Source organism: Bradyrhizobium sp. WSM2254 (assembly GCF_000472645.1).
Classification (GTDB): domain Bacteria; phylum Pseudomonadota; class Alphaproteobacteria; order Rhizobiales; family Xanthobacteraceae; genus Bradyrhizobium; species Bradyrhizobium niftali.
Genome location: NZ_AXAB01000002.1, coordinates 39,667 through 56,817, shown reverse-complemented (window position 1 = coordinate 56,817; position 17,151 = coordinate 39,667). Strand labels below are relative to the sequence as shown.

The following is a 17,151-nucleotide window of genomic DNA, read 5'->3' as shown; positions in this document are numbered from 1 at the left end:
GGAACGCGGTTCCAATGTTTATGCAGGCGACAGCGGCACGACGCATGCGCGCGGTGCCTGCCGCATGAAGCTTAGCGGGCGCTTCCCGTGGTCACGGTCGCGGCCTTCACCTTGCGCGGCGACAGAACGCTGGCCTGAAGCGCCGTCACGCTGGCGGCGGGCGCCGAGGCCTGCTGCTCGACCTGCGCGGCACCGAGTACGCGAACCTGCAACGGGGAGACCGGGAAACCATTGGCCTCGTAGGCCGGCAGCTCGGCGGCGAAGGTGGCGGTCGAGCCCGCAAGAGTGAGGGCGGCGATCGCGATCGACAGAGTCTTCTTGTTCATTGGTGATGCTCCAGAAGGAAGTTTCGGAGCACATCTAAGCCTGATTTGCTGCATTGCGACATGCGTTGTTGCATTGCAATAACGCACCCGGCGCATGGCGATATGTTTAATGCGTACAACGCCTTGGCCGAATCGCCGCCGGCCACGACATGACGTTTTTATAAGCGGCGCTCAGCCGCCGAGCACGTTGCCCCAGCCGTCGAAGACGTAGGCTTTCCAGGCCACGGTCCCATCGTCGCGCGCCTGGCTGGCACGCCGATAATCATCGGCCTGATCGGCGGTCCAGGTGATGATCCTGTCGGAGAGGAGATCGTGGAGGATGGCGGGCTCGGTGGGGTCGAAGGCGTCCATGGGACGAAGCGAGGAGTGGGTCATGGCCGCACCAACGCGCAAGCTGCTGCAAAGTTGCAGCGAGGTGTCGGACAAAACACCGCATCCAGGGGGATGCAACGAATGCGCAGATCCGTCGCACAGATGCGCCGACCCGGCCCTGTCAGAGGCGCGATCATCATAAAACGCGGGCCGGAGGATAACTTACTTCAGCGCGGTCGCCAGCGATTGCAGCTTCGCAACGAGATTGGTGCCGAGCGCGTAGATGATCTCGATGATCGCAAGCGCGATCCCCGCTGCGATCAGGCCGTATTCGATCGCGGTGGCGCCGGATTCATCGGCGGCAAAGTCGGCCAACAGGCATTTCAATTTCAAAACTCGTGTCCTTCCCAACGCTACCGGACGCGGCCGGCGCGAGAGAAATGCCAGACTGCAATCCAAGATTGAGTAAATACAACCGGGCGAATTTGACGACAATGAACGCAGCATTTGCAGGCCTTTTCCTTCTCCGAAGCCCGACGGAACCCGCGTTGCATCTTCGCAACACCTGCCTGAAAAGCCCGCTTTCGGCCATTTACGCCATTGCGCCGCCACACCATCCTCCGAACAATCAACGCGCTGCGTGCCTTTCTGTGCAAGACTGTTCGACAAGACGTGTTCGAACAGAACCGTTTGGAGGCAGGGATCATGAACGATCGGCGGTCTCTTCTGGTGGCAGTCGCGTGCCCCTCGGCCGTCATGGCCGGCTGGCTGGCGCTCTCCTTGTCCGCCTATGCCCCTGCCCTCATCGAGAACAGCGGCGCCAATGCAGCCACCGTCTCGCGCGCGAAGGATCTCGGCCGCCTCGACCTCGCCGACGTCCCGCGTGCTGCGACCATCGAGGATGGCATCGCGCTGACCGCCGACATCGCGGCCGCGGTGGCTCAGGCCCCCGAGCCGGCAAGCGCTGAAGCAGAAGCGCCCGAGGTGCCCGCCCCCGCCATCAAGCTCGCCTCGGCCGATCCCGCGCTGATCTTGCCGAGCGAACCGCCTGCGCCGCAGATCCTGCCGGAGCCGGCGCCCGTCGTCAGCGAGGCCGCACCGGTGCAGGAGCCCGTCAAACTCGCATCCGCCGATCCCACCGAGATCGTGACGACAGACGCGCTGTCGCCCGCGGCGATCGCGACCGGGCCGGCCGCAACCGCGAGCAAGGCGTCACCGTCCGCCGACACCGTCGCGGTGCTCGACGAATGCTTCGTGATGGACGCCTGCATCGACCGCTATCTCTGGGCGCTCTACCAGCGCACGCCCAAGGAGGACTCGATCAAGGTCGAGGAGCGCCGCGCCGTCACCATCAAGCGCAGGGGCAAGATGGTCACCGTGATGCGCAGCTTCACGAAGCTGGTCGACGAGGATTTCGGCTGGAAGGATCCGAAGGCGGCCGAGCACGCCCGCATGTCGATGATGGATTACGTCATCGGCGGCATGGACAAGAGCTTCAAGCGGAAGCTGTTCCGCACGCTGCTCGCGGCGGAAGCCGCCGGCCTGTCGCCCGGCATCACCAGCGCGTTCCGCGACGACTATCGCCAGTCGATCGCGAGCGGCCTGAAGGCCGCCTCCGACCGCTCCTATCACGGCGGCAGCACGCGCGGCGGCTACGGTCACGGCATGGCCGCCGACATCGTCTCGACCGCCGGCAACAACCGCGCGCAGCGCTGGGTCTCGACCGAAGTGCTGTGGAAATGGGTCGATGCCAACGGCAAGGCGCTCGGCATCGGCAGGCCCTATCTCGGCCGCGATCCGCCGCATGTCGGCCCGATCGACGGCGCGGAATATGTCTCGAAGCGCGGCACGGCGGACCGCAGGGAAGCCGCCAACGCCAGGCCGAAGAAGACGCGCGCCGTGGCCAGCGCCAGGTCGCCAAAGGCACAGGCCGCGCGCGAGCAGAAGGGCAAGCCGCAGAAGTCGGCGCAATCGGCCGGCAAGCGCGCGACCTGAACCGTTACGGCTTCCGCGTCGGCAGCGGCACGAGGCGCATCTCGGCGGATCCCGCCTCCTGCGTACGCACCAGCACGGCAAAGATGGTCTCGACCGCGAGCCGCACCGCCGCCTCCATCGCCTTGCCCTTTGCCAGATGCGCCGCGATCAGGCCGGTGAGGAGATCGCCGGTGCCATAGGGGCGGATCGGCAGGCGCGGTGTCGCAAAGCGCGACAATTGCCCGTCGGCGCAGAGGATCGTCTCCACCTGCCCGTCAGGCGTATCCGTGAGCGTGCAGCCGGTGGCGACGACGTCGATGCGGCCGGTCCCCGCCAGCGCCGCGCACGCCGCGCGCAAATCCTGCGCGTCCGCGATCGTGATGCCCGAGAGCAGCTCGAGTTCGAACTGGTTCGGCGTGGTCAGGTTCGCGGCCGGCAGCAGGCGGTGCCGCAGCACGTCCAGAATGCCGTCGGCGACATAGACGCGACCGTCGTCGCCGATCACGGGATCGCAGAGATAGACGAGCCTGGAATTGCGGATCAAGGCACGCTCGACGAAATCGGCGACGACAGCGGCGTTGCCGGGCGAGCCGAGATAGCCGGTGACGAGCACCGTGGCCTCGTCGACGAGATCGCGCTCCTCCACGCCCCGCAGAAGATCGGCGACGAGCTCGGTCTCCAGCACGCGCCCGCGCAGGCTCGGATAGCGCGGATGGTTCGACAGCAGCGTCGTCGGCACCGCCGCGACGTTCACGCCCTCCGCCTGCATGGCATAGGCCGCCGCGCTGTTGCCGACATGGCCGTGGACCACCTGGCTTTGAATGGAGATGACGAGCATGCAGAGGTCCGTAAGGTCAATTGTTGCGCGACGCAAGCGTAGCTGGCGCAGCCCCGATGGAGCGACGCGTAATCCGGGAATCGTGCCGCAAGCTCAAGACCCGGATTTCGCTTCGCTCCATCCGGGCTACAGGATTTCATACCCAAGCCCCGGCCGCAGCGCCTGCATCTTCCGCGCCAGCCGGCGGTGGCCACTCTCCGCCGACCGCGCCAGGTAGCCGGCGACCGCGACATGGTCCGCATCGCTCTTGTGCTGGTTGAGCTTCGCCTGCCCCTCGATTTGGTCGACCACGAGATCGATGACGCGGATCGCAGCCAACATGCTCTCGCGCTTGTCCGGCTCCATCTGCGCGAGGTCCCAGGGCTGCTTCGGCAGCCGCGCCTCGGCGACCGCGAGCAGCGCATCGCCATGCCGGCGGTTCTCGTCGAGCCCGCGCAGATGCGCCACACCCGACAGGTGCACCGCCTCGTAGAGCCAGGTCGAGACGTTGTCTTGCGAGGCGTACCAGTCGTTGGAGATGTAGGCATCGTCGCCGGCAACGATCAGCAGGAAGCGCCTGGCGCCGTCCGCAAGCGGCACGAGTGGATTCCTGGCCGTGAGATGGATCTGCACGATGGCTTGCCCGTCGCGCTGGTCCAGCACGAACGGCACGTGCGAGGCGCGCGGGCCGCGCTCGTCCGCCGCCACGATCACGCCGAAGCCGCGCTCACTTGCGAATTCCAGCGCGCGCTGCTCCTCGATGCGGAACTGGGGACGGAGGACATGCATGGCGCGGCGCTCGATGGCTGGACGAAGGATGATGCGAGGCTAACTCATCATCCGGCGAAATCCGAAACGATATTGGGCCGCAAACGCAGATATCAGGAATGATCTCGGCGTCGTGAGAGCTCGCCGAGATAGGCGCAAAACATGTCGGCGAGCCCGTCGGCATGGCGCGCGATCTCCGCCTCGCTGCGCGGCGCCTCCGAGAAGTGCTTGCCGACCTCGCTCAGCGTCGTCTTGATCAGCTCCCCGGCGAGTTCGCGCGTCGCCTCCGAGGCTTTTGGTAGTGCCTCTTGCATGAAGGTCGCGACGATGCCCTTGCCGGCGGCCCGCGCATCGTGTGCCTCGGGCGCATCGCGATAGAGCGGCGCGGCGTCGCTGAGCGCCGTACGGATCGCAGCCTCCTCGCACTCGGAACGAATGAAAGCCTGGACCAGCGCACGCAGCCGCGCCGGTGGCGGTTTCGCCCGGTCGGCAAGGATCCCGCGCAGCAGTTCGCTCGTGCGTTGCCACTCGTCGCTCTGGAGGCGGAACAGGATTGCCGCCTTGTTCGGAAAATACTGATAGAGCGATCCGACGCTCACCCCGGCCCGCTCGGCCACCCGCGCCGTCGTGAAGCGCTGCGCGCCCTCCTTTGCCAAAACCTGAACGGCGGCATCCAAAATAGCCGCGACCAGCTCGTTGGAGCGGGCCTGTTGCGGCTGTTTTCGCGAGGAAACTGAACGACTTCGACGATCGGCCATGATGCGCTCGGGGTAATGCGAATAGGAAATGCGACGAATTAGTCGTATTTCAGTTCGCACGCAAGCCCGCGCATTGCCGCGAACTCTGGAGACACCAAATGACCACCCCGACTATCACGTCGCTGGCGCCGCTGCTGGATCGCCTGTTCGACCAGGACGAAGCAGCACGCAGCGCAACGCGAGCCGCGTTCGCTCATCTCACCGACGCCGACCGGGCGCGAATGATGCGGAGCAAGACCGATTACGCCGACCTCTACGGACGCCTGAAGGACGTCCCGCTCGCGGTCTCCCGCGAGACCGGCGCGCTGCTCTACATGCTGGCGCGCAGCTCCCGCGCCAGAACGATCGTCGAGTTCGGCACCTCGTTCGGCATCTCGACCCTGCACCTTGCCGCAGGCCTGCGCGACAATGGTGGCGGGCGCCTCATCACCAGCGAGTTCGAGCCGTCCAAGGCGGCGCGGGCACGCGACAACCTCTCGGCCGGCGGGCTGCTCGATCTCGTCGAAATCCGCGAAGGGGATGCGCTGAAGACGCTCAGCGCCGATCTGCCTGATACGATCGACCTCGTGCTGCTCGACGGCGCCAAGGCGCTCTACCCTGAGATCCTGGAGCTGGTCGAAGGCCATCTCAAGCCGGGCGCGATCATCATCGCCGACAACGCCGACGACAGCCCCGACTATCTGGCGCGGGTGCGCATGCCCGGCAGCGGCTACATGTCCACGGCCTTTGCCGAGGACGTCGAACTCTCCGTGCGGATCAACTGACGCCACATCGAACTGCCACGATACCACGGAGCCGCCGCACGATTCATCGCGCGGCGGCTTCGCCTTGTCGGCGACAGATCGCGGAACATCGGATCCGCGGCCGTGTCGCAGCCTCGTCACTCACATGTGATAGCTGCTGCCGGCAAGAGCCGTCTTCCACTGCTAAACATACCTACCGCGCGGTATCTTTCCTGCGCGCCACGCCCGAGCCTGCCATGACCTCCGCCTTTAACGCCTACATCGCGCTTGCCCTTGCCATCGTCTTCGAGGTCATCGCATCGGCCTTCCTGCAGCAGTCCGCGCAGTTCACGCGGCCGTGGCCGACGCTGGCCATGGTGCTGTTCTATGTCGCCTCGTTCTACGCGCTGTCGGTCGCGATCCGGGTGATCCCCCTGAGCATCGCCTATGCGATCTGGGGCGGGGTCGGCATCATCCTGACCGCCACGGTCTCCTTCGTGCTGTTCCGCCAGATGCTGGACGCCGCGGCCTTCGTCGGCATCGCGCTGATCGTGTCCGGGGTCGTCGTCATCAACCTGTTCTCGGAGACGACGGTGCATTGATGCCGGCCAGCGCCTATAGCCGCGCCAAGCAGCCGGAGCAGGTGCGGCGCGCCCTGCTCGACCACGCTGCGGCCATTGCCATGGACCATGGCGTCTCCGGCATCACGGTGCAGGCGGTGGCGGCGGCAGCCGGCGTCACCAAGGGCGGCCTGTTTCATCACTTCGGCAGCAAGCAGGCGCTGATCGAGGGCCTGTTCGCCGATCTGCTTGCGCGCGTCGATGCCGAGATCGACGCCGCAATCGAAGCCGATCCCAAACCGCGCGGCAGCTTTACGCGCGCCTATGTCAATGCGGTGTTTACCGGCAAGGCGTTCGGCTTTACGACGCCCTGGGCGGCGCTGAGCATGGTCGTCGTCACCGATCCGTCACTACGCCGGCTCTGGAACGACTGGATGAAGGCACGCCTGAAGCGGCATCGCGCAACCGACGGCACGCCCGAGCTCCATGTCGTGCGCCTCGCCGCCGACGGCGCCTGGCTGTCCTATGTCACGACGGGACAGACGCGCATGAATGCCGAGCTGCGCGCCGTGCATGGCCGGCTGATCGCGCAGACCTATCGGCGCGAATAGCGACCTTGTCGCACTGACTACTGGCTTGTCGCCGGCTTTGGCGGACGCGGCGCGGACCGGGATGATTTTGCGCCGGGCTTGGCCGCGGCCCGCGGCGGCGGCGCATCGACCGACACCAGATACGCGGCGAGCGCCTTGGCCGAGTCGGAACTGGTCGCGTAATGGTCCTTCAGGAACCAGGACAGCGTCAGGCTGAAGCGACCCTTGGCAAGACCGCGCGGGCTCCGATGGCAGGTCGCGCAACCATCGGCAAACAGCTTTTCGGGCGGCTTGCCGGCATCGAGATTTTGCGCGAACGCGACCGTCGCCGTCAGTGCGACGGCGGCTGAAAGAGTCATCAGGGGCGCGATCAGGTCGCGCCCCGGTCGAAAGTGCGAAGTCAAATGTCGTCCCCTAGCCCCGTCCTGCGGTCACGCCGCCAGCAATTGATCGAATTCGGGTGGCGCGTAGGCCTTGCCGTCCTGATCGGTGATGACGACCCGCCACCCCTCGCTCGCCCACACCCTTGCCTTCGCCACGATGAGCAGCCGGCTTTCGCGGGCGAAACTGTACTTCTCATTGTCGCGTTCTGCGACCATTTTGTAGGCCAATGCGCGTCCCCTTGCGTTGCCCTTGCACCCGCTCCCCTCGTGGCAGCGGGCTTTGGCGGCAATTCGCCGGGAGCGTGGCAATTTGGTGCCATCCGCAGGCAGCATCGCACCGGCGCACCCGCAGCCGGGTGACCGGATCGAGCGCTCCGCACTGGTAGCAGGGGGCCGGCCCGTCACATCAGCAACGGAACCGATCGCGCCCTGTCCGAGCTCCGCTAATGGACGCGGATGATGTGCGGACGGCCGAGATCGATCAGCCCTTGCACCGCCGACAGGCGATCGTCCAGGGCCGCGATCGTGAGCAGCAGATTGTTGCGCCGTTCGTCGAGAGCACCCATCTCGGCGCCAGACAGCTTGGTGTTCGCCCGCTGCTTGCGGATGCCGTCGAGCGATTCACGCAGTGTGGCGATCAAGCCGGTCAACTGCTTGACCTCTTTTGTCATCGACCGCTTCGCGACATTTTGGCGGCGCGTCTCCGCCTGGTTCTGTCTCATCGTCATCCTCCCGTGCCCCGCTGCCCCGAGTGGATGCTTACAGCTTTGGATAGACATATTACGATCGATGAAATCTGCCGGCGAAGAACTTTCTTAAATTGTACGCGCACGGAACCCGGGCCGCTCCGAAAAGAAAGCCCGGCACGAGGGCCGGGCTTTCGCAACGACGTTAGCGCTTCTCGTGACCGCCGCCGGGACCACCGGCCGGCGCGCCGCCACGCGGAGCGGCGTTGATGTGCGGAGCACCGCCGCCGGGATGCGGCGTCGCAGGTGCTGCCGCGCGCGGCGCAGGCATCTGCGCATGGGCATTCATCGGCGAGCCGTGGCTGACGTTCGGCTGTGCCACATGCGGCGTCGCGGGCCGGGCCGCAGGCGCGGCCGACACACGCGGAGCTTCATGAGCACGCGCCATCGGCTGAGTACGCGCCATCGGCTGCGCATGCGTTGGCTGTGCATGCGTTGCGGCGCGGTTCGCCGCATGCTCGTGCACCATGCGCGCCTGCGCATCGCGCGAGTTGCGGTTCTGCTGCACGCTCGTCCGCGCGTTCACCAGGCGATCGCTTCGTCCGGCGCGAGTCCGGTCCGCCGCAACCGCAGCGTCGCGCTTGGCGATCGCGGCGCCGCGCTTTGCGGTCGCAGCGTCGCGCTTTGCGATGGCCGCGTCATGCCGTGCCGTCGTCGCATCACGGCCGGAGATCGCGGGAGCGGCCTTTGCGTTCGCGCCGCCGCGTCCCAGTGCGATCGCCGCGTCGCGCGTCGCTGCACGCCCGATACGCGCCGCGCGCGGATCGATCGTCATCCGCGTCGCGAAGCGCTCGTGCGACGTCCAGTAATTATTCCAGTAGGCATGGCGGCGATACCAGGGTCGCCCCTGATAATAGCTCGACCAGTACGAGGTCAGCACGAAAGGCGCGACGGGTACGTCGATCTCGTCGACATAGTCGGGGAGATAGACGTAGTGATTGCGGTAGAGATATTCGAGATATTGCGACGACACCCAGCCGCGATCGTCGGAGAAGCTCACGTCGCACCAGGCATTGCCGCGCAGGCAGCCATGGATGTTGACGCGGGCGCCCTCGGGGATGCGATCGACCACGGGGAATCCCGAACCCGGCCCGGCGCGCAAGCCGGTCGAGACGGTGACGATGCCCGGCGCGGCCAGCGCGGCCGTGGGGGCGAGCAGCAATGCTGCAACCAAAATGCTTCTGAGTCTCATGGCGTATTCCTCCTCTGCGAGTCCGAACGCGCGGGAGGAACGAGCGTTCCGCCTGGAGCCGCCGCATCAGCCGAAAGATTGAATGCGCGCGAAGTTCAGTATTCATCCGCCGTTCATCTGCACGACGAGCGCAACACCGCGAACGTCAGTTCACCGGCAGCATGAACCCGTCGAAGTACGACGCGAGCCCAGTAAAATCGTCGAGCGGCAGCACGTTCGCGACATATTGGTCCGGCCGCACCACGACCATGCAGCCGGCCTTCCGATCGATGCCGCGCATCGCAAACACGTCGTGACCGCTCTTGAGATCCGGACAGAACATTTTTTCGTAGTCGAGCAAACCGTAGCGGCCTTTGCGCGGGAGCAGCAGCGACGGCATCGCCTCGACGGCGAGCTCGCGATGATCCTGCTGGAAGACCGCCCGCAGGTCGATCACGGCGTCGATGTCGGCGCCTTCGGGAGTATATCGCCTCACCGGCGATTCCCTCACCTCGGTGAGAAAGTTGCACAGCGCGCGAATGGCAGAGCCGGCCGCCGCCGGATTCTCCGCACCGGAAAATGCATAGATGCGGAAGCGTCCGTCGGCTTGCGCGGCGTGGCCGAGATGAACGGGCTTGGCGTCCGCCAGCCGGATCACCGGGGCGGAATGGAAGCGCTTGCCGATCACGAGGCCTTGCGCGAGGTGCTGATGGGATGCAGCCCCCGTGAGGATCGACGGCCTGTAATGCGTCGCTGTGCCCGCCGTGTAGCGGCCGTGCCGGACGAAATAGTCCTGCGTCCTGGCGGCATCGGCGCCACCGGCCTTGGCGGCAGAGGCCAGAATTCCCGCCCATTCGCGGTCGAAGTCGATCAGCTCTTTCGCAACGGCCTGACGCTCCGCCGAATAGGAATGCAGCAGGCTTGGCGCACTCTGCTTGCGGAGCACGGCGGCGAGCTTCCAGCCGAGATTGAAGGCATCCTGCATCGAGACGTTCATGCCCTGCCCCGCCTTCGGGCTGTGGGTGTGGCAGGCATCGCCGGCGATGAAGATGCGTGGCAGGCGGGTCGCGATCTCGGTCTCCGGCACGTCGTCGAACTTGTCGGTCAGGCGCTGGCCGATCTCGTAGACCGACCACCAGGCGATCTCCTTCACGTCCAGCGTATGCGGCTTCAGGATCCGCTGCGCCTTGGCGATCACGTCATCGGCGGTGATGTTGCGGCTCGCGACGCGCTCGCCGACGTCGAGCTTGGCGAGCTCGACATAGATCCGCACCATGTAGCCGCCTTCGCGCGGAATGATCAGCAGGCTGCCATCGTTCGCCGATTGGATCAGGGCCTTGAAGCGGATGTCCGGAAAATCGGTCACCGCCAGCACGTCCATCACGCCCCAGGCGTGGTTGGCGGAATCGCCATGCAGCTCGCGGCCGATCGATTTGCGCACGGTGCTGCGCGCGCCGTCGCAGCCGACGACATAGCGTGCCTTGACCGTCTCGACCTTGCCCTCGCTTCCGGGATCGACGCGTTCGACGCGCACGGTCACGGCATGGTCGCCGGGCCCCGCGGCCGGATCGACCTGGAGGTCGAGCAGACGGCGGCTGTAATGGGGCTCGAGCTTGGCCGGCGATTTGCGCATGAGGTCGAGAAAGCCGTCATGGATGCGCGCCTGGTTGAGGATGACGTGCGGGAATTCCGACAGCCCGTCCTCGACGTCCTGCACCCGGCCGCTGCGGACGATGGTCTCGGGCCGCCGTTCGTCCGGCTTCCAGAACGTCGTCTCGTTGACCCAATAGGCCTCCTTCAGCACGCGCTCGCTGAAGCCATAGGCGTGGAACATCTCCATGGTGCGGCAGGCGACGCCGTCGGCCTGGCCGACCGACAGCCGGCCCGGCTTCTGCTCGACGATGCAGGTGTTGATGTCCGGAAATTGCGCAAGCTGGGCCGCGAGCGTCAGGCCCGCGGGCCCGCAGCCGACGATGAGGACGTCGACCTCCTCGGGCACGGCGCCCGCCGCGCCGGGGACCTGAACGCGTTCGGCGGGATCGGCGATTTCAGGGTCGCCCGGCTGAAATCCATTGAGATGGAATTGCATGAGCACCTCTCCCGTCAACGTCTTCTTCGATATTGCTCAGTATGCTGACTATCAGTATACTTGTCAACGTTCCCGCACCGTCGCTGCGGCCGAGGAGAATTCGGTGAAAGACAACAACGACATGCCCGGTCATCTGGCGCGCCGGTTCCAGCAGATCGCGGTCGCGGTCTTCCTGGCCGAGGTCGGGGATGCCGGCTTCGACCTCACGCCGGTGCAATTCGCCGCGCTCGCGACCATCAAGGCCAATCCGGGGCTCGACCAGGTGACGCTCGCGGGATTGATCGCCTATGACCGCACCACCATCACCGGCGTGATCGATCGCCTCGTGCAGAAGGGGCTGGCGGAACGCCGCGCCTCGAGCCGCGACCGCCGCGCCCGCGAACTTGAGATCACCGACGAGGGCCGGCGCACCCTGCGCAAGATCACGCCGGTGGTCGAGTCCGCACAGCGCATCATGCTGCGCGGCCTCAACGCCAAGGAAGGCGAGGAGCTGATGCGTCTGCTGCGCAAGGCCATCGCTGCCGGCAACGAGCTCAGCCGCGCCCCGCTCCGCGATGTGCAGGCTTAACCCGCATCCAGGTCCGTAATTGTCGCAGTGCCGCGAAACCAGGAACTAACCTTCGGCTGCTACCGTCGGCGCCATTCGGCGCTTAACGCGCGATTAACTTTGCGGCCCGGGAGTTTCGGATGTTCAGGTTCCTCATTGCGGCCGCGGCCATCGCGCTCTCGACCGGTCATGCGCTCGCAAACGGCCATGGCGGCGGCGATGCCCCTCCTCCGCCGAAGCCCGAGGCGACGACCGCGCCGGCGAAGGTGGTCATCACCAGGCAGGGTCCCAAGCTCGTCGATCTCAAGGGCATGACGCTCTACTATTACGAGCGCGACACCACCGGCAAGACGTCGAACTGCAACGGGAAGTGCGCCGAAAGCTGGGTTCCGCTCGCCGCAACGGCCGACGCCAGGGCCGTCGGCGACTTCACCGTGATCAGCCGCAACGATGGTAGCAAGATGTGGGCATACCGCTATCGCCCGCTCTACACGTCACCCGCCGACAAGGTGCCGGGCGATGCCAACGGCAACGCCACGACGCTGCAATGGCGCGTCGCACGGCCTGGAGAGTAGGACCCGAGCGGCGGCAGCTCCGATCAGCGCTGTGACGCGCTCGTCACCTTCGCATGGGTCGTTGGACCGGCCGAGGCATAATTCACCTCCGGATCCCAATGCAGCGCCATATACACGGCCATTCCGGCCAGGATCGATCCATAAAATGCAACGGTCACCAGCCGCCACTTGCGGACAACCCGGCGATCGCTTTCGGTCAATTGATCAATGAATTTTTGCATGATGCCTCCAATGGCAACCGGCCATCGAGGCATAGCGCAAGGCGAGCGGATCGCCTGTGAACCAGTTCACCCTTGCGGAATCGCAGATCCCGCGCGCATTCACGCGTGAGTGAGCGCCCTTCTCACCCGCGCCAGTTCCTGGCCGTCTCGGCCTGCGCGTTCTGCCCGGGCGGCAGCACCACGACCATCGAATTGAGTTTCACCCGGTCGTAGAGATCGATCACGTCCTCGTTGCGCATCCGGATGCAGCCCGACGAGATCGCCTGCCCGATATATTCGGGCTGGTTGGTGCCGTGGATACGGTAGAGCGTGTCCTTGTTGCCGACAAAAAGATAGATGCCGCGCGCGCCCAGCGGATTGGCGGGACCACCGGCGACGCGCGCCGGATACGGTCCAAGCCGCGCCTGGATGTCCGCAGTCGGAACCCAATCGGGCCATTCCGCCAAGCGGCCGACGCGCGCGACGCCCGAGAAGGCCATGGCCTCCTCGCCGACCGCGACGCCGTAGCGGATCGCCTTGCCCTCGGGCAGCACGAAATAGAGGTAGCGCGCATTGGTATCGACCAGGATCGTGCCCGGCTGCTCCTTGCGCGGATAATCGACGATATGACGGAGATATTGCTCGGGCACGCTCGCCTGCGCGTATGGCGTATGCGCGAGCAACTGACGGTCGCGCGGCGTCATGCTCGCATCCGTCGATGGCGAAAGCGTCGTCTGCATGCAGCCGCCGAGCGGCAGCAGGGCAACAACGAAAAGAGCGAGAACAGATCTTGGCACCGCCGGCCCCCCCTATAGCGGATCGCAGCACCCCCAGCAGCGTCAGATATTGCCAAAATCGTGCTGAAAACAAGGCAATGCGGAACACGTCCGCGTGTTTTTCCGGCGGAGTTCCATCACCACAAAGGGCAGAAGTACCGTCGCATCATCTCCATCCCCTCGCCTTGCTTTGGTCAAACCCGACTGGACTCGTGCGTCATCAGACTTGGGATGGGGCTCACCTCAACAGATCGGCTCGCGCCAATGCGGACGACGAAGGCTTCAAAGGAGCTGCGATGCTCGCGATGCTGAACAGCAAGCAAATCGTCGATGAGATCGTGAAGGACACGGTCAAGGACAATGATCCGCACGACGCGGTTCAGATCTCGCCGGATATCGTGCTGGCCTCGCGCCCCATCAGCGTTGCCCCCGCGCTGGCGCCTGACGTCACGCCCCGTCCGGAGCCGAAATTCGCGCCGGCGCCCAGGAGCAATCCGGAGCCGAAGTTCAGTCCTGTCGTGGAGCCGCAGCCGGCGGCGCCCTCGGTCGACACCGCGGTGCGCGTAACTGCAAGCGATGGTCACGGCCGTCGGAAGCGATCCTCCGTCGGCAGATGGCTGCGCGGCGCGTTCGTCACGTTTCTGTTCGCGGGCGGCAGCGCGGCCGCCACCATCGCCTGGGAGAAACACGGCGACGTGGCGAGGCAGATGCTCGCCGACTGGAAACCCGTATTGGCGTCGCTGATGCCTTCGTCGCTGACGCCTTCGACGTCACAACAGACGGCGCCGGTCGCGGCCGCGCAGGCCGCGCCGCCCGCGGCGGAAGCGGCAACCGATCAAACAGCCGACCCATCCCCGACGCCGGCTGCGACTCAGTCTGCGGCCGTGCCCGCAGCAACGCCGCCCGAAGCAGCTCAGTCGGTGCAATCGATGACGCGCGATCTCGCCGCGATGGCGCAGCAGATCGAGCAGCTCAAGGCCAACATCGCCGAGTTGAAGGCCGGACAGGAACAGATGGCGCGCGAGCTGGCGAAGCCGTCCGCACCGAAGCCGATGGCTGAGACGAGGCCGATCGATCCGCGCCTCGATCCGCGCGCGCGCGTTTCCGCGCTACCGCCGCGGCCTCAAGCTCCGCCGGTTCGCAAGCCAAAGCCGGCCGTGTCGCAGACCTACATGCCGGCGTATTCGCCCGCACCGGTCGCATCACCGCCGCCGCCCTCGCAGGCTGCCGCGGTTCCGCCGCCGGTCGCCACGACACAAGCCGTTGCCGATGACGACGGACCTGTCGTGCGTCCGCCAATGCCGCTGCGCTAGACCAATGCAAGGCGATGCACGGCATCGCTCACGCAGCGTCACTGCAAGCTGTCCGACTCGATGTGATGCGTTGAGTCCGGGCGACTACGGAGATCGATGCTTCGATCGTCTTCCGCCAAACGAATCCGCCAAGAGAAAAGGCCGTCGGGATCTATGCCGACGGCCTTCTCTTGCAACTGCCGGTTCCCGGAGCCCGGTTCTGTTGCAATTCCATGCCTCATGATCACGCTGACATATTTAATAAAATCTTAACGCGCCTGCACGCTGCACATGATTTCTGCGCCATACGCACAGAGATTGCGCGCTTCGTTCGTTCGATAAAGATCGACTCAGTGGTACTATCCGACATGTGTTGAGACTTCCGTTGAAGACTTGTTTTCCAGACTTGTCGTCGAGACTTGGGTCGTCACAGCGGGGAATTCAGATGCCGTACTACTACTTCGATCTCGTGGTTGGTGAAGAGTTCAAGAACCAGGGCGGAATCATCCTCGAAGACATCGAGGTCGCCTCGGATCGCGCCCAGCAACTGGCCAACGAGCTGTCGCAGGTGAAGCCGGAGCTTCAGCAAAAGGGCTGCGCGGTGCGCGTCACCGACCGCGATCACAACGAGCTCTATCGCACGCCGCTCGATCCCGTGCCGGCCTGGCAACGCTAAGCTACTCCAGCACCGGCGCGTCGAACCAGTTCGTCAGCGACAATCCGCCGTCGACGACGAAGGCTGCGCCAGTGACGTAAGCTGACAGCGTGTTCGACAATACGGTCAGCGCCATCGGCGCAAGGTCTTTTGCCTCGCCGAGACGCCCGAGCGGGATGTGCCGCGCCAGCGAGGCATCCGCGACGAAACCGCCGGCCGCGATCGCACCGGGCACCAGCGCGTTGACGCGGATGTCGTGGCGCCCGAACGTCTTGGCGAGCTCCTTTACCAACATCGCCATCCCCGCCTTCGCCGTCGAGTAATGCGGCAGGTTGCGCGGCGTGCCCGCATGCAGCGAGGTGAGGAACAGGAACGAGCCGGGCCGCTTCGCCGCGATCAACCGCTTGGCGATCTCGCGCGCCAGGTGAAAACCTGCATCGAGATTGACGGCGTGCATCTCCTGCCAGGTCCGGCGATCGACCGCGAGCGCATGATCGGCCTCGCGCCGCGGCGGCGAGGCGCTGTGCACGAAATGCGTCACCGGCCCCAGCGCGGCATGCGAAGCGGCAAGCAGCGCATCGCAGGCGTCCAGCTCGGCGAGATCGCCGACCCAGGGCACCGCGTGTTCAGGCCTCTCGCTCGCGCCGATCGCGGCACTCACCCGTTCCGCACTCACATCGGCGAACACGGTCCGCACGCCCTCGCCGACCAGGGCCTGCGCGATCGCGCGACCGATGCCGTTGCCCGCGCCGGTGACGAGCGCCGTGTCGTGCTGGGGATCGAACGGCGTGCTGAACAGGCTCATGTCGCTCTCCGGGTCCGGGAGCAGCCAATTTAGCGCAGCGCACGCAGACGCGACAATTGCGTCCCGGCACCATTGCGGAGCGGCGCGCCGGACGCTAGCCTCCTAAAAAAATCGAGGAGGGACCAAGGATGCGCTATGGTTTTCTGATGGCAGGCCTGTTGCTGATCGCCGCGCCGGCCCGGGCGGAGGATCATCAACGCTCGGCCTATGTGACGATGGTCTTGCAGGCCTTCGCCGCCAGGGTCGAGTGCCCCAACACGGATCTCGTCTATCAGGACCTCGTGCAGAAGGCACAGCAGATGCAGCTGCCCGACGGCACCACCGAGAAGGTGCGCAAGGCGATCGCCTGGATGCATACTGGCGGCAAGATGGGCGAGAAGCAGGACGACGACCTGATGGCCGAGGTCGCGGTCGCGACGCAGGCGACCGATATGGACCAGCGCCGTCTCGGCATGCCCGGCTGGTGCGAGGCCCAGAAGACCAACCTCGCTGGCCTGATCCGCAGCAAGGGCGGCTAACCGGCTTTTCCAGGCGTTAAGCACACAGCGGCGGAACCGCCGCAGCAGCCAATAATGGTCACAATCCTCGCCAGCATGCGGGCCTCTTCGAATTCGAACAGGACCCCCTCATGCGGAAGATCCATGTCGTCTTCGCCGGCACGCTCGCGGCCGTCACGGCGCTGACCGTCCCCGTGCTGGCGAAGAATTCAGACACCCAGAAAGCCGAGGGCAAATCGCCCTCCTCGACCTGCAGCGCGTATCAGCAGGCACCGGATGGTACCTGGGAACAGCTTCCCTGCAAGGAGACCGGCGATCGCAGTCAGCCGCAAACCCAACGGTCCCCGTCGCAGGGAACCGAGCACGAGGACCGCTGAGACGTTTCGCGTCCGGCGATCAGCTGTGGTGCGGCCCACGCATGATCTTCATGGCATCCTCGATGTGACGCCACTCCTTGGCCTCATCGGCCTCGCCGCGGCCCTCGCAGGCCTGGGCCTGCTCGGCGGCCTTCGCAATCGCAGCGAAGCCGTGCCGCTCGACCATCTGGCGCGCGATGGTGTGGATTTGGAGCTCCGACATCATGGGCGC

At 65.6% G+C, this 17,151-nt stretch carries 25 protein-coding genes; 10 read left to right on the top strand and 15 right to left on the bottom strand.

Annotated features, from left to right (window positions below):
• Positions 1-71 precede the first annotated feature (71 nt).
• From A3M7_RS0102745 to A3M7_RS0102735, 3 genes are all read right to left on the bottom strand, one after another.
• A complete protein-coding gene (locus tag A3M7_RS0102745; RefSeq protein WP_027542546.1) occupies positions 72-326 on the bottom strand; it encodes a hypothetical protein in 255 nt (84 codons plus the stop codon).
• Positions 327-497: 171 nt separating this feature from the next.
• Positions 498-752 carry a hypothetical protein gene (locus A3M7_RS0102740; RefSeq protein WP_245284188.1) on the bottom strand — a complete coding sequence of 85 codons (255 nt, stop codon included), beginning with the start codon at positions 750-752 and terminating at the stop codon, positions 498-500.
• Between the two features lie 108 nt (positions 753-860).
• The gene (locus A3M7_RS0102735) at positions 861-1,025 is read right to left on the bottom strand and encodes a Flp family type IVb pilin (protein WP_027542544.1); all 165 of its coding nucleotides are present in this window, start codon (positions 1,023-1,025) and stop codon (positions 861-863) included.
• A gap of 318 nt (positions 1,026-1,343) precedes the next feature.
• Here A3M7_RS0102735 and A3M7_RS0102730 point away from each other — a divergent pair, with 318 nt between their 5' ends.
• Positions 1,344-2,633 (top strand): hypothetical protein, encoded by a 1,290-nt coding sequence (locus A3M7_RS0102730; RefSeq protein ID WP_027542543.1) that lies wholly within the window; start codon positions 1,344-1,346, stop codon positions 2,631-2,633.
• 4 nt (positions 2,634-2,637) lie between these two features.
• Here the strand turns inward: A3M7_RS0102730 and pdxY are convergent, their stop codons facing one another.
• The 3 genes from pdxY to A3M7_RS0102715 form a co-directional block, all read right to left on the bottom strand.
• Positions 2,638-3,450 (bottom strand): pyridoxal kinase, encoded by an 813-nt coding sequence (pdxY, locus tag A3M7_RS0102725; RefSeq protein ID WP_027542542.1) that lies wholly within the window; start codon positions 3,448-3,450, stop codon positions 2,638-2,640.
• 126 nt (positions 3,451-3,576) lie between these two features.
• Positions 3,577-4,218 (bottom strand): FMN-binding negative transcriptional regulator, encoded by a 642-nt coding sequence (locus A3M7_RS0102720; protein WP_027542541.1) that lies wholly within the window; start codon positions 4,216-4,218, stop codon positions 3,577-3,579.
• Positions 4,219-4,310: 92 nt separating this feature from the next.
• Positions 4,311-4,955 carry a TetR family transcriptional regulator gene (locus tag A3M7_RS0102715; RefSeq protein WP_027542540.1) on the bottom strand — a complete coding sequence of 215 codons (645 nt, stop codon included), beginning with the start codon at positions 4,953-4,955 and terminating at the stop codon, positions 4,311-4,313.
• Between the two features lie 98 nt (positions 4,956-5,053).
• Here A3M7_RS0102715 and A3M7_RS0102710 point away from each other — a divergent pair, with 98 nt between their 5' ends.
• The 3 genes from A3M7_RS0102710 (at position 5,054) to A3M7_RS0102700 (ending at position 6,848) form a co-directional block, all read left to right on the top strand.
• Complete coding sequence (locus A3M7_RS0102710; protein WP_027542539.1) at positions 5,054-5,719, top strand: O-methyltransferase; 666 nt, start codon at positions 5,054-5,056, stop codon at positions 5,717-5,719.
• Positions 5,720-5,934: 215 nt separating this feature from the next.
• Positions 5,935-6,279: a multidrug efflux SMR transporter gene (locus A3M7_RS0102705; protein ID WP_027542538.1), complete on the top strand. Its 345-nt coding sequence runs from the start codon at positions 5,935-5,937 to the stop codon at positions 6,277-6,279.
• Positions 6,279-6,848: a TetR/AcrR family transcriptional regulator gene (locus A3M7_RS0102700; RefSeq protein WP_027542537.1), complete on the top strand. Its 570-nt coding sequence runs from the start codon at positions 6,279-6,281 to the stop codon at positions 6,846-6,848. Before A3M7_RS0102705 ends, A3M7_RS0102700 begins: the two co-directional genes overlap by 1 nt.
• Positions 6,849-6,865: 17 nt before the next feature.
• On the opposite strand, the gene A3M7_RS0102695 is transcribed toward A3M7_RS0102700, so the two are convergent.
• The 5 genes from A3M7_RS0102695 to A3M7_RS0102675 form a co-directional block, all read right to left on the bottom strand.
• Positions 6,866-7,186 (bottom strand): hypothetical protein, encoded by a 321-nt coding sequence (locus A3M7_RS0102695; RefSeq protein WP_027542536.1) that lies wholly within the window; start codon positions 7,184-7,186, stop codon positions 6,866-6,868.
• Positions 7,187-7,258: 72 nt separating this feature from the next.
• Positions 7,259-7,438, bottom strand: a complete 180-nt coding sequence (locus A3M7_RS0102690) for a hypothetical protein (RefSeq protein WP_027542535.1) — start codon at positions 7,436-7,438, stop codon at positions 7,259-7,261.
• A 215-nt stretch (positions 7,439-7,653) separates the two neighbouring features.
• Positions 7,654-7,932, bottom strand: a complete 279-nt coding sequence (locus tag A3M7_RS0102685) for a hypothetical protein (protein ID WP_027542534.1) — start codon at positions 7,930-7,932, stop codon at positions 7,654-7,656.
• A gap of 169 nt (positions 7,933-8,101) precedes the next feature.
• On the bottom strand, positions 8,102-9,148 hold the full coding sequence (locus A3M7_RS0102680; protein WP_027542533.1) for an SH3 domain-containing protein: 1,047 nt from the start codon (positions 9,146-9,148) through the stop codon (positions 8,102-8,104).
• Positions 9,149-9,293: 145 nt separating this feature from the next.
• Positions 9,294-11,216 carry an FAD-binding monooxygenase gene (locus A3M7_RS0102675; protein WP_027542532.1) on the bottom strand — a complete coding sequence of 641 codons (1,923 nt, stop codon included), beginning with the start codon at positions 11,214-11,216 and terminating at the stop codon, positions 9,294-9,296.
• A gap of 103 nt (positions 11,217-11,319) precedes the next feature.
• Here A3M7_RS0102675 and A3M7_RS0102670 point away from each other — a divergent pair, with 103 nt between their 5' ends.
• Positions 11,320-11,784, top strand: coding sequence for a MarR family winged helix-turn-helix transcriptional regulator (locus A3M7_RS0102670; RefSeq protein ID WP_027542531.1), 465 nt, complete (start codon positions 11,320-11,322; stop codon positions 11,782-11,784).
• Between the two features lie 119 nt (positions 11,785-11,903).
• On the top strand, positions 11,904-12,338 hold the full coding sequence (locus A3M7_RS0102665) for a hypothetical protein (protein ID WP_027542530.1): 435 nt from the start codon (positions 11,904-11,906) through the stop codon (positions 12,336-12,338).
• Positions 12,339-12,361: 23 nt separating this feature from the next.
• Here A3M7_RS0102665 and A3M7_RS0102660 read toward each other — a convergent pair whose 3' ends face one another.
• A complete protein-coding gene (locus A3M7_RS0102660; RefSeq protein ID WP_027542529.1) occupies positions 12,362-12,559 on the bottom strand; it encodes a hypothetical protein in 198 nt (65 codons plus the stop codon).
• 122 nt (positions 12,560-12,681) lie between these two features.
• A complete protein-coding gene (locus A3M7_RS0102655) occupies positions 12,682-13,335 on the bottom strand; it encodes a L,D-transpeptidase (RefSeq protein WP_027542528.1) in 654 nt (217 codons plus the stop codon).
• 275 nt (positions 13,336-13,610) lie between these two features.
• Between A3M7_RS0102655 and A3M7_RS0102650 the strand changes: the two genes are divergently transcribed.
• A complete protein-coding gene (locus A3M7_RS0102650; protein WP_027542527.1) occupies positions 13,611-14,627 on the top strand; it encodes a hypothetical protein in 1,017 nt (338 codons plus the stop codon).
• A gap of 424 nt (positions 14,628-15,051) precedes the next feature.
• A complete protein-coding gene (locus A3M7_RS0102645) occupies positions 15,052-15,282 on the top strand; it encodes a hypothetical protein (protein ID WP_027542526.1) in 231 nt (76 codons plus the stop codon).
• A gap of 1 nt (position 15,283) precedes the next feature.
• On the opposite strand, the gene A3M7_RS0102640 is transcribed toward A3M7_RS0102645, so the two are convergent.
• Positions 15,284-16,066 carry an SDR family NAD(P)-dependent oxidoreductase gene (locus A3M7_RS0102640; protein ID WP_027542525.1) on the bottom strand — a complete coding sequence of 261 codons (783 nt, stop codon included), beginning with the start codon at positions 16,064-16,066 and terminating at the stop codon, positions 15,284-15,286.
• Positions 16,067-16,194: 128 nt separating this feature from the next.
• On the opposite strand from A3M7_RS0102640, the gene A3M7_RS0102635 reads away from it, so the two are divergent.
• Both A3M7_RS0102635 and A3M7_RS0102630 read left to right on the top strand, forming a co-directional pair.
• Entirely contained in the window at positions 16,195-16,584 is a 390-nt protein-coding gene (locus A3M7_RS0102635) for a hypothetical protein (protein WP_027542524.1), read from the top strand.
• Between the two features lie 110 nt (positions 16,585-16,694).
• The gene (locus A3M7_RS0102630; RefSeq protein ID WP_027542523.1) at positions 16,695-16,940 is read left to right on the top strand and encodes a hypothetical protein; all 246 of its coding nucleotides are present in this window, start codon (positions 16,695-16,697) and stop codon (positions 16,938-16,940) included.
• Between the two features lie 19 nt (positions 16,941-16,959).
• Here A3M7_RS0102630 and A3M7_RS49440 read toward each other — a convergent pair whose 3' ends face one another.
• Positions 16,960-17,145: a hypothetical protein gene (locus A3M7_RS49440; protein WP_027542522.1), complete on the bottom strand. Its 186-nt coding sequence runs from the start codon at positions 17,143-17,145 to the stop codon at positions 16,960-16,962.
• Between the last annotated feature and the right edge of the window lie 6 nt (positions 17,146-17,151).

Excerpts from the sequence above, each read along its gene's own strand:
- A3M7_RS49440 (WP_027542522.1), bottom strand. The coding sequence starts at position 17,145 with ATGATGTCGGAGCTCCAAATCCACACCATCGCGCGCCAGATGGTCGAG.
- A3M7_RS0102665 (WP_027542530.1), top strand. The coding sequence starts at position 11,904 with ATGTTCAGGTTCCTCATTGCGGCCGCGGCCATCGCGCTCTCGACCGGT.
- pdxY (WP_027542542.1), bottom strand. The coding sequence starts at position 3,450 with ATGCTCGTCATCTCCATTCAAAGCCAGGTGGTCCACGGCCATGTCGGC.
- A3M7_RS0102680 (WP_027542533.1), bottom strand. The coding sequence starts at position 9,148 with ATGAGACTCAGAAGCATTTTGGTTGCAGCATTGCTGCTCGCCCCCACG.
- A3M7_RS0102685 (WP_027542534.1), bottom strand. The coding sequence starts at position 7,932 with ATGAGACAGAACCAGGCGGAGACGCGCCGCCAAAATGTCGCGAAGCGG.
- A3M7_RS0102650 (WP_027542527.1), top strand. The coding sequence starts at position 13,611 with ATGCTCGCGATGCTGAACAGCAAGCAAATCGTCGATGAGATCGTGAAG.
- A3M7_RS0102695 (WP_027542536.1), bottom strand. The coding sequence starts at position 7,186 with ATGACTCTTTCAGCCGCCGTCGCACTGACGGCGACGGTCGCGTTCGCG.
- A3M7_RS0102645 (WP_027542526.1), top strand. The coding sequence starts at position 15,052 with ATGCCGTACTACTACTTCGATCTCGTGGTTGGTGAAGAGTTCAAGAAC.
- A3M7_RS0102640 (WP_027542525.1), bottom strand. The coding sequence starts at position 16,066 with ATGAGCCTGTTCAGCACGCCGTTCGATCCCCAGCACGACACGGCGCTC.
- A3M7_RS0102660 (WP_027542529.1), bottom strand. The coding sequence starts at position 12,559 with ATGCAAAAATTCATTGATCAATTGACCGAAAGCGATCGCCGGGTTGTC.
- A3M7_RS0102715 (WP_027542540.1), bottom strand. The coding sequence starts at position 4,955 with ATGGCCGATCGTCGAAGTCGTTCAGTTTCCTCGCGAAAACAGCCGCAA.
- A3M7_RS0102705 (WP_027542538.1), top strand. The coding sequence starts at position 5,935 with ATGACCTCCGCCTTTAACGCCTACATCGCGCTTGCCCTTGCCATCGTC.
- A3M7_RS0102710 (WP_027542539.1), top strand. The coding sequence starts at position 5,054 with ATGACCACCCCGACTATCACGTCGCTGGCGCCGCTGCTGGATCGCCTG.
- A3M7_RS0102730 (WP_027542543.1), top strand. The coding sequence starts at position 1,344 with ATGAACGATCGGCGGTCTCTTCTGGTGGCAGTCGCGTGCCCCTCGGCC.
- A3M7_RS0102720 (WP_027542541.1), bottom strand. The coding sequence starts at position 4,218 with ATGCATGTCCTCCGTCCCCAGTTCCGCATCGAGGAGCAGCGCGCGCTG.
- A3M7_RS0102700 (WP_027542537.1), top strand. The coding sequence starts at position 6,279 with ATGCCGGCCAGCGCCTATAGCCGCGCCAAGCAGCCGGAGCAGGTGCGG.
- A3M7_RS0102745 (WP_027542546.1), bottom strand. The coding sequence starts at position 326 with ATGAACAAGAAGACTCTGTCGATCGCGATCGCCGCCCTCACTCTTGCG.
- A3M7_RS0102630 (WP_027542523.1), top strand. The coding sequence starts at position 16,695 with ATGCGGAAGATCCATGTCGTCTTCGCCGGCACGCTCGCGGCCGTCACG.
- A3M7_RS0102635 (WP_027542524.1), top strand. The coding sequence starts at position 16,195 with ATGCGCTATGGTTTTCTGATGGCAGGCCTGTTGCTGATCGCCGCGCCG.
- A3M7_RS0102675 (WP_027542532.1), bottom strand. The coding sequence starts at position 11,216 with ATGCAATTCCATCTCAATGGATTTCAGCCGGGCGACCCTGAAATCGCC.